The organism is Sulfuricurvum sp. (genome assembly GCF_049305995.1).
Taxonomy (GTDB): domain Bacteria; phylum Campylobacterota; class Campylobacteria; order Campylobacterales; family Sulfurimonadaceae; genus Sulfuricurvum.
Map to the genome: position 1 here is coordinate 1 of NZ_JBAQPS010000024.1, position 9,416 is coordinate 9,416.

At 39.4% G+C, this 9,416-nt stretch carries 8 protein-coding genes; all 8 read right to left on the bottom strand.

What is annotated here, in order from left to right; all coding sequences use genetic code 11:
- The coding region (locus WA010_RS00765) for a CHASE domain-containing protein (RefSeq protein ID WP_422555270.1) at positions 1-2,228 on the bottom strand (2,228 nt) is incomplete at its 3' end.
- Positions 2,228-3,280 carry a response regulator transcription factor gene (locus WA010_RS00770; RefSeq protein ID WP_422555271.1) on the bottom strand — a complete coding sequence of 351 codons (1,053 nt, stop codon included), beginning with the start codon at positions 3,278-3,280 and terminating at the stop codon, positions 2,228-2,230. The genes WA010_RS00770 and WA010_RS00765, both read right to left, overlap by 1 nt.
- Before the next feature lie 95 nt (positions 3,281-3,375).
- A complete protein-coding gene (locus WA010_RS00775) occupies positions 3,376-4,395 on the bottom strand; it encodes a protein-glutamate methylesterase/protein-glutamine glutaminase (RefSeq protein ID WP_422555272.1) in 1,020 nt (339 codons plus the stop codon).
- Between the two features lie 2 nt (positions 4,396-4,397).
- Positions 4,398-4,874 (bottom strand): chemotaxis protein CheD, encoded by a 477-nt coding sequence (locus WA010_RS00780; RefSeq protein WP_422555273.1) that lies wholly within the window; start codon positions 4,872-4,874, stop codon positions 4,398-4,400.
- On the bottom strand, positions 4,874-5,701 hold the full coding sequence (locus WA010_RS00785; RefSeq protein ID WP_422555274.1) for a sensor histidine kinase: 828 nt from the start codon (positions 5,699-5,701) through the stop codon (positions 4,874-4,876). Before WA010_RS00785 ends, WA010_RS00780 begins: the two co-directional genes overlap by 1 nt.
- A complete protein-coding gene (locus tag WA010_RS00790; protein WP_422555275.1) occupies positions 5,698-7,077 on the bottom strand; it encodes a PAS domain-containing protein in 1,380 nt (459 codons plus the stop codon). Before WA010_RS00790 ends, WA010_RS00785 begins: the two co-directional genes overlap by 4 nt.
- 14 nt (positions 7,078-7,091) lie before the next feature.
- Complete coding sequence (locus WA010_RS00795) at positions 7,092-7,913, bottom strand: CheR family methyltransferase (protein ID WP_422555276.1); 822 nt, start codon at positions 7,911-7,913, stop codon at positions 7,092-7,094.
- Positions 7,906-9,416, bottom strand: a 1,511-nt coding sequence (locus WA010_RS00800) for a chemotaxis protein CheA (RefSeq protein WP_422555277.1), incomplete at its 5' end; no start/stop codon positions are given. The genes WA010_RS00800 and WA010_RS00795, both read right to left, overlap by 8 nt.

Below are 9,416 nucleotides of genomic sequence, written 5' to 3' on the forward strand. Positions count from 1 at the left end.
GAATTGATGATTGCAAGCGGTTGACGCCACTGGTGAGCTATCATCGAAATCATCTCCCCCATTTGTGCTTGTCTAGCATTCATAGTTAAAAAACGCTGCTCTTCAATTTTATGAGTGATATCTCGAACTACCATAATCAATTTATTATTCTGACTTTTTCCAAATGAGGTGAGGATCAACTCAACAATTTTTGGCTCAGAGTCATAAGAATGGATCCGAATCGAACACTCAGTCGATGAGGGATATCCATCATACGCTCTGTTGGCATGTTCTACAAAACTATGTTCTTGACACTCGATATCGTACGCGATATGAAACACATATTTTCCGATGAAATTTTCCAAATTCGTTTCGAAAATCTCCAATGCATGTTCATTACAGTCCATAACAAAATAGTTCTCTAAAATCACGATAGCATCACTAACCGAGGCAAAAATCGTTTTATAAAACGATTCTCGTTCTACCAAATCTTCTTGTGCTCGACGCATATCCGTGATATCTTCACCTGAGCTCAAAATTGCATTTATCATACCATTTTTATCGTGCATAGGGCGATTTCGCCATGCGATCAAACGCTCTACTCCATTTTTAGTAATAATCGGATTTTCATAATATTCATGAGCATCAAAACTGAGTAATCCATCTGCTATACTTTGCAGCTGTTCACGCATCCGCTCCGGTATAAATAAATCGATAAAATTTTTGCCTACTGCTTCATCTGGAGTGTAGCCTAAAATCTCGGAGCCTTTACGATTGATGAGTTGAATCGTATAATCAGTACTAATAACTATAATCATCACTTCTACAATATCAAGATAGTGTTGAGCTAACTCTTTTTCGGATAGCAATTCTCGTTTAGTACGTGTTTGTTCCGTAATATCCCATGATGAGGCAAAAATATACTTTTTACCTTCTTCGTAAAATGCATGGGCTTTAACTTCTACATCGATCATTGAGCCATCTTTTCGACAAAAAATACTCTCAAAAGCTGTCAAATTGTCCGTCAAATTATCCATCATCACTTGAATGAGTGCAGGATCTATTTTAACCTCCCATGCAAACACGTCCAATGACTCCATTTCGGATTCATTGTATCCTAGCATGGTTTGGAATGAGGGAGAATAGAGTATCAGTTTTCCATTTTTATCCAAAATATGGATACCGTCTGCCGAAAAATTCAAAAGACGTTTCAGCCATCTTTTTGTCTCTTCCATTTCCTTGTTTTTCTTTTTCAATTCAAGTCGTTTACGAACCAATTCCACGATAATATAGAGTAAAATTAAATTAAAGAATGCAATAGCAATGGCAAATATGATAGGTAATACACTGCTGTACTTTTTTTCAAAGGTATTGGAACTGTAATAGCGGATAGTCCATGTCCTTCCCCCTATCTGTAGAGTTTTGGTAAGATAGTATTGAGCATCAAATGAACTTTCTGATGCTGTTTGATACAATAGCTGATTGTTATCGTAAACATCGACTCGCAACGATTTATGATGGGTAGGGATCGAGGCAAAAAAGTCCCCTGCACGGATGGGGCTATAAACATATCCTATCAGGTTTTTAGAACTATGTGGTTCTTCTGGAGTCAAAAAAATAGGAAGATAGATTAAAAAACCGGCTTGGATATTTTCATCAATCTCTTGGACAAGAGTCACTTTAGCACTCATACTCATCTCTCCCGTAGCAGCAGCACGGTTCATGGCATCACGTCGGATCGGTTCAGAGTACATATCATATCCGATCGCGTTGCGATTTCGCTCATCTAAAGGTTCCAAATAGAGAATTGAACTTTTAAGTGTCAGTCCGTTCTCAAGCGAATACGGGGTGAACCCATCTGCTTGTAAACGTTTACGCAACAGCTCTTCGTCACCATTTTTTAGCATTATAGAAAATCCGATCCCCTGCAAACCCGGATAATGTTTTTTAGGATCGATCACTTCGACGAACCGATGCCACTCCTCACGAGTAACCCTGTCACTGCTGTAAAAGAGTCCTGTACCGCTGCGTAAAATATGAACGTAATTATGTAAGCGAGTGTTGAGTTCTTCATAATGTTCATGCGCTATATATTCAAAGTTTTCTTCTGCTTTTTTGTGGTAATAATGATCCAATCCTATCCAAACCGTGATTAGCAGGGTAATCGACAAAAGTAATATGACCCGCTTTTCTAACCAAAATGGTGTAATAGCTCGACTGTACTGATCTGAACTACGCAATGGTTTCATTAAAAAAGTTCGATATCGTTGCATTCATTTGATTCAGCAGGAACGACTAACTGAATAATTTGACGAATACTAAGGGATGTAGGTTCATGAATATGATGGATATTACGCATTGCCATACTCTCTCGGGTAAAACGGTGTACGTATAATCCTAAATCGATACATACAGCATCAAATAATGACAACATAGCATCGCTTTTTTGGAACATCAAAGAAGCAAAAGGAGAGTTTAAGGACATCATTTCGGAAAGTTCTTCGAGGTTTTTTGCCAATGGATCTAAAAAAGGGGTATAACGATACAAAATTCGTGACATTTTCCCGACACCCACCGCGGCACTTGTTAAATAAGATGATTCATTTTGAAGAGAATACTGGCTCAAATCATCGGGTAAACTTAAAAGGAGTTCTTTCATCTCTTCAGCATCATCACTCATAAAAAGAACATTCTCATCCCCCTGATCATCCTCAATAGCGAAATATTCTTTTAAAAATGGGTCATTATCGACAAAAGTGTTTTGTTCTTCCGAAATTTTAGAGATCTGCGCATTTTTGATCTCAACGGTTTTCAAATGGGCTTGAAGAGCCTGAACTACCCGCTTTAAGTTTTTTCGTTCTTTGCGTAATGCTTCAAACAATTCCATATTAACATTTTGGGTATCAGTATCTCGGCATACAGGGTATAAAATTTTCAGCATTTCATCAAGATTAATCGGTTTGAGGATGAAACTGTTAATCCCTCTACGGATGAGATCGAGTAAAATAGCCGGCTCATCGTGCGCTGAAATGGCGATTATTTTTTGTTCTGGATGAATCTCACGAATCTTCTGAATCATTCCAATACCGTTTAAACGGGGCATATTAATATCAGTAATTACCAAATCATACGAATTTTTATTGTACGCTTCGAACCCTTCTACTCCATTAGACGCTGTATCTACTGATGCAAATAACGGGCTAAAGAGGGCTACGGTCTCTTCTCGTACCTGAGGGTTATCTTCGACATAAAGCAATTTTAAACGATGTGAAAAGCGATGTACATCTTTAATCGATATCATTCCAACCTCTTCCCCACTCAACAATTTTGTCATGCATGATAATGCTAAAAAGTCACAAAACAGTCACAACGGTTAGATTTTTCTCTTATTGTTGACTAAATACATTCTAAAATCCCTTGAGGGATTTTGCTCAGTGAAAGCTGTTTTTCCACTGCCCCAATCTCATACGCCACTTTAGGCATCCCATACACGATACAGCTTGATTCATCCTGACCGATCGTTCGTGCTCCGGCATTTCGCATCGCTAACAGTCCTCGTGCTCCATCCCCTCCCATACCGGTTAAAATCGTTCCGATAGCATTTGCACCGGCAATTTTCGCAACCGAGTTAAATAAAACATCGACAGATGGACGGTGTCCTGATACTTTCTCACCGCTGCCAATCTCGACGTAATAACGTGCTCCAGAGCGACGTACTACCATGTGATAATCCCCCGGAGCGATCAAGGCAACCCCTGGGGTGATTGAATCACCGTTTTTTGCTTCTCGCACTTCCATAGAACACAAACTGTTTAGACGTTCAGCAAAAGGTCCGGTAAAATTAGATGGCATATGCTGAACAATTACCATACCTGGAGCATTGCGTGGCAACCCCATCAATAAATCTTTCAACGCTTCCGTCCCACCGGTCGATGCTCCGATTGCCAAAATTTTATTGGTCGTTTCAGCTAATGAAGTAGTATTTGCCTCTCGAAGCGATTCAAGAGAACGCTGTTTTACTCGAACACGTGATGCCATTTTGATTTTCGATAACAATTCATCTCGCATCGTTTCTACCCCATCATAGATATGTGAATGTGGTTTTCCGACAAAATCAACCGCACCTGCTTCGAGTGCTTCGAGGGTTGTTTTCGCTCCGTTTTGAGTCAAAGAGGAAACCATGACGACAGGAAGAGGCATATAATGCATCAAACGCTTGAGAAATGTAATCCCGTCCATACGTGGCATTTCGACATCCAAACAGACTACGTCGGGCTTAAGTTCGACGATCTTATCACGTGCAACATACGCATCCGAAGCGGTAGCAACCACTTCAATCCCCGGATCGGACTCTAAAATCTCACGTAATACTGCGCGAGCGGTCGCACTGTCATCGACGATAAGAACACGTATCATATTCAACTCCTAAAATCATTGCGTGATGCATATTTCAATAAAACCTTCCCTTGTTCAAGATTAAACTGTATTTTTCGACCATTTTGTCCTCCGATATCTTCAGCAATAATCGGGATTTTATATTCTTCCAATATTTGACGAGCAACAATAATATTCTTTTCACCGATCATCATCCCTTCACTTCCGCTGATATTCATGGAGGCTCCTCCAAATAGTTTTGCCTGAATCGATTGACGGCTAGAGCCTTTTTCGATCATTGCCTCAATCAATTTTGGGATCGAAATATTCCCAAATTTCGGTGTTTGCAAACCGTTTCCATTCCAAAATGGGAGCAAATAGTGGTTCATTCCTCCAATTCCTAATTCACCATCATACAAACACACCGAAACACATGAACCCAACACGGTTGAAATGGCTGAGGGTGCATGATCAACATGGATTTGTCCAACGTGGATAAAGGTAGAGGAACCATAAATCATCAGAGCTCGATTGCATCATCAAAGGATTCAAATATAAATTCATCTGAACCGATGGCACACGAATCGGGTAATTCATGATTCAATGGCAATATAACACTAAAAAGCACCTTGCCATCGGAGGCTTTATATCTCATATTCCCCCCTAAAAGCTCTGTATAATTTCGGACGATACTGAGCCCTAAACCTAATCCATGATGACCATGCGGAGCATCTAAAAAACGGTTAAATAATTCAGCTTCGTAGCGTATGTCAGCCCCTTTACCCATATTTTCAACTCTAATGCTATACTCTTTATTAGATTGCTCAAGAATAATGCGGATTACTGAATCGGTATCGGCATACATACACGCATTAGCAATCAAATTTTTAACAATCAAATCAATTTTTTGCGGATCAGTTACAATAGGCTCGGACTTCTCAGATTCAATCTCAAACAAAAGTGCTTTTTCTCCAAGCTTATATCGAAATTCATTGATAATCTCATCAACTATTTGAGAAATATGAGTTTGAGCATGAGAGAGGGTACTCTCTCCACTTTCGATTTCAGCGGCGGCAACAACATTTTCAATCAAAAAATTGAGTTGTAAAACCTGCTCATACACCAAATCAAAAATAGGATACTGCGGTGAATCCACAAGTGGCTTTAACCGTGGCACAAGCCCAAGTAAAGCGGTCATCGGATTATTCAACTCCGATGCTACTAAAGAGAGAAAGCCTGACTTGGCTTTTTCACTCTTAATTAGTTTTTTATTTAAATCCAAAATTTTTCGGCTAAGAAACTCAACTTCTTTGGTTGATTCATCAACAGCTTGTTCTTGTGATATCATACACATCTCTCCAAATCAGATATCTCAATAACTTCTCTCTTGAATGTTTTCAAAACCAATGCGGTTTCAGCAGATTTTTGCAAAAGTGCTTGATTTTCCGACGCAAAATTTTCCATACGCTTTTGAATCGATTCAACCTCTTCAGAAGTTTTTTTGATTAATATTTTCAGTTGTGTGAAAATACCCTCAAAGTCAACGCTCGGATCTAAAGAGGCTGCTGCTTCGATAATGCCGTAAATTTGTACGTATCCCAAATACATAACCTGTCGTTCAATCCGGTTTAAATTTTTTATGGCATCGCTAATCTGCGAAGCGAGGATTTTGTGTGCCTTATCGATTTTGCAGACATATTCATCTACTAATGTCGCTAGAAGATCGATATTATTTCCTGTATCGATCGTATCGTTTACTTTGCGAAGAAGGATCTCTTCGATAAAATAACAAATCATTTCAATTTGCAGATGGATCGCCGAGGCAGAAAAAATAATATTATTGAGACTTTTTGAGAGATCAGTCGAGATCGTATGAAGCTCATCTACAAGGGTATCGTTTTCTTTTACATTGAGACGAATGTCCTGAGCCAGTACCCCAAATGTTTCTCCGCCATTGGCAACTTTATAAGAAGATACGGAAGCATTCAATGACAGAAATATCATATCTCGCGCTAATTCACGAAGTAATTGCCCTTTGTCGTTTAGCATCGTATTGATATCAGAAAAAAGGGGAATTTTTTCAAACCATATTCCATATATCTTTTTCAAATTGTTTGCATGGTCATAGGCACGTTCAAGCATCTCATCAAGTTGAGTTTCAACGATAAATTTTTGATGTTTATGTAATGTTTCCATCATCAGATTTTGCCGACTGCGGAGTTCTTGCAAAAGGGCATCACTCATAAACGCATCATACGATGGGTATCCTAAATCGTTCAAGGATGCGCTTAAAAATATTTCTGCTGCCTCAATCCCTTCACGTGATTCACACATAAGGGTTTTAAAATAGAGTTCACGTGCAACAGCGAATAGAGAACTCGTCGGTTTAATACGCAATGAAACATAACGCTCTTTTAATGGGAAAACTGCGGCAAGAACCCAATAATATTTCCCATCTTTGGTCTTGTTTTTGACATAAGCGACAACCGCTTTATCGCTTTTTAGATAATCCCAAAAAGTTTTAAAGAGTGATTTAGGCATATCAGGGTGTCGGATAATATTATGATAGTGTCCGATAAGTTCCTCTTTAGAATAGCCGCTAATACGGACAAATACTTCATTACCCGAGACAATAGAGCTGTCATGGCGCGTAATCGAAAAAAAGAGTTCATTGATATTGAAATCAGCCTCTTGGGCTGAGTGAATGGGGGGGTGCGTTTCCACAAAAATCTCCTCTGTTAAATACGTTGATAAATAGACGACCCAATTAGTTTTAAATTTTCACGATGGGTCGTTAACGATTCGGAACTCCCTAAAAAAAGTGGAGCACCTTGTGGTAATACACGAATAAAACGCCCGATCAGCTCAAAGCGTGTCGTATCATCAAAATAGATCATGACGTTACGACAAAAGACTATATCGAACCTATTTTTGAAAATAAACGGATCGGTGACTAGATTATAGAGCCGAAATATCACTTTCGATCGTAAGCTATTGTTGATACGATAATTTCCCTGTGCCGTCTTAGATGCTTCGAATGAACGAACAAAAATCTCTTTTGGAAGAGATTCAACCGATTTAGATTCATACTCCGCTGCTATCGCTTTGGTCAACACTTTTGATGAGATGTCGGTTGCTAAAATTTTGATATCCCATTCATGAAAATCACTCAAATGATGCTGTAAAAACATCAAAATTGTATAGGGTTCTTCTCCACTCGAACACCCTGCAGACCAGATACGGAGCTTTTTCTCTTGCTTCGAATGAATCAATAGAGGCAAATAAGACTCTAGCCATTTCCATTGTGCACTTTCACGAAAAAACGAGGTAACATTGGTCGAAATAGCACTGACGAAAAAAGAGAGTTCATCTCCACTCATATCCGAAATCAGATAATGGTAATACTCCAAAAATGATTTAAGCTCTAGTTGGTTGAGACGTTTATTTAAACGCCCTTTGATCAATGAGCTTTTTTGTTCAGAAAGGGCGATCCCTACTTTCTCATAAATGTATTGCCGAAAAAGTGAAAATTCTTCATGATTAAGTTCAGTTTCATGCATGTGTAGCCTCAATCATCGGACGAAGCTCATCGACATTTAAAATCAATGCGATATCTCCACTTCCTAAAATCGCTCCGCCAGAGATCTCTTTGAGACGTGAAAGCGATTTGCCGAGCGGCTTGATCACGACCTGTTGGCGTCCAATGAGTTCATCGACCATAATGGCGATTCGTCCAGATTCAGTTTCAACACACACCAAAATTCCTTCCCACGGCTCAATGTGCTCCGTAAGGAGACTAAATACATCACTCAAACGGATGATCGGTAGATGCTGCCCTCGAAGACTTACAAATTCTCCTTTATCTTTGAGTGAATGAACAATCTCTTGTTCAGGTCGAAACGATTCGACGACACTGAGCGTCGGGATGATATAGATCTCTCCTGATGTTTGAACAAGCATACCGTCAATAATTGCCAAGGTCAAAGGAAGTACCATCGAAAATGTCGTCCCCTCCCCTTCACGTGATTCAATCTCGATTTTACCGCGCAGTTTTTCGATGGATGTTTTAACGACATCTAAACCTACCCCGCGCCCGGATAGATCACTGATCGTATCAGCCGTGGAAAATCCCGGTTGCATAATCAAACCGAAAATTTGACTATCGGTAAGATTTTCATCTCCGCTGATGACTCCCCTCTCAATCGCTTTTTGAAATACTCTCTCTTTGTTGATTCCACGACCATCATCACTGACGCTAATAACGATACTACCGCTTTTGTGATATGCACGCAAAGTGATCGTCCCTTCTGCATGTTTACCAGCGGCTACACGATCGGCAGCATTTGCTTCTAGCCCATGATCAATCGCATTACGGATAATATGGATTAGAGGATCGGATAAACTGTCAATCATGGTTTTATCGATTTCAGTCTCTTCACCTTGAACATTTAAATGGAGTTCTTTGAGCGTCTTTTTCGACGTGTCTCGTACCACCCGTTTCATTTTATCGAACGTATCGCGAATAGCAACCATCCGTAGACTCATAACACGATCTTGAATCCTCTTAGTAATCTTCGAGAGAGTTTCAATAGTTCGGCTGATCGATTCATCTTCGATATCACGGATTTTTTGATTTTGAGCGATAAAGTTTTGAGCGATGACTAACTCTCCAACCGAATCAAATAATTCATCAAGTTTGAATGTATCGATACGAATCGTCGATTTGGAGGTCATACTATCTCTACGGTCATCTTTTCGTCGATCTTCCCCTTTACGCATATCTATGATTGAAGGATCTTCTATTTTTACTTCTTGTATAAACTCTACAGGCTCAGGTGCGCTTTCGAGACGTGTAATACAATATTCATAATCGAATAAGAATTCGAAATTTTCCTCCATCTCCGCATGTGGCTGATACGTTAAAACAATCATTGTCATTGACTCGATTATATTCTCGTCGCTTTTAAATTCACTCCACTGTGGTACTTTTTCCAAACTAACAAACGTTTCAATTTTTTTTGCTTTTTCCGCTATTGCATGAACGAATGTGAGGTGATCAAACC

Coding starts and splice junctions, on each gene's coding strand:
- WA010_RS00770 (WP_422555271.1), bottom strand. CDS start 3,280: ATGATATCGATTAAAGATGTACATCGCTTTTCACATCGTTTAAAATTG.
- WA010_RS00775 (WP_422555272.1), bottom strand. CDS start 4,395: ATGATACGTGTTCTTATCGTCGATGACAGTGCGACCGCTCGCGCAGTA.
- WA010_RS00780 (WP_422555273.1), bottom strand. CDS start 4,874: ATGATTTATGGTTCCTCTACCTTTATCCACGTTGGACAAATCCATGTT.
- WA010_RS00785 (WP_422555274.1), bottom strand. CDS start 5,701: ATGATATCACAAGAACAAGCTGTTGATGAATCAACCAAAGAAGTTGAG.
- WA010_RS00795 (WP_422555276.1), bottom strand. CDS start 7,913: ATGCATGAAACTGAACTTAATCATGAAGAATTTTCACTTTTTCGGCAA.